The sequence below is a fragment of the Limnobaculum eriocheiris genome, assembly GCF_021010575.1.
Classification (GTDB): Bacteria; Pseudomonadota; Gammaproteobacteria; order Enterobacterales; family Enterobacteriaceae; genus Limnobaculum; species Limnobaculum eriocheiris.
The window spans coordinates 1-511 of sequence record NZ_JAJNAG010000111.1 but is presented as its reverse complement, the minus strand read 5'-3'; the positions used below and the strand labels follow the sequence as shown (position 1 = coordinate 511).

The window sequence follows — 511 nt, the reverse complement described above, 5'->3', positions numbered from 1 at the left end:
GTCAGTACACTCTGGAATAGTTTTAGCACGATTTAAGATAACTTCTTTATGGTGGAGCTAAGCGGGATCGAACCGCTGACCTCCTGCGTGCAAGGCAGGCGCTCTCCCAGCTGAGCTATAGCCCCATGTAGTCACGTACAGATACCTTTTCAGTTACCACTCGTAAAAGAGTTAATTCTTTCTCAGGCAAGGCATGCGACCGGGAAGTTTACATCAGTAAACGACCGCGAGCATAACGCAGCATGAGGAAGAATTTGGTAGGCCTGAGTGGACTTGAACCACCGACCTCACCCTTATCAGGGGTGCGCTCTAACCACCTGAGCTACAAGCCTATAAAGATATTTCTGCTCGTTATTCTTCATCAGACAATCTGTGTGGACACTACACTCAATCAGTATCTTTCAGGTAAGGAGGTGATCCAACCGCAGGTTCCCCTACGGTTACCTTGTTACGACTTCACCCCAGTCATGAATCACAAAGTGGTAAGCGCCCTCCCGAAGGTTAAGCTACC

2 tRNA genes and 1 rRNA gene are annotated in these 511 nt (G+C 48.5%); all 3 read right to left on the bottom strand.

Annotated features, from left to right (window positions below):
• Window positions 1-49: 49 nt before the first annotated feature.
• Window positions 50-125 (bottom strand) — tRNA-Ala (locus LPW36_RS17730).
• Between the two features lie 130 nt (window positions 126-255).
• Window positions 256-332 (bottom strand) — tRNA-Ile (locus tag LPW36_RS17725).
• A gap of 74 nt (window positions 333-406) precedes the next feature.
• Window positions 407-511 (bottom strand): 16S ribosomal RNA (locus tag LPW36_RS17720); the annotation flags it as partial.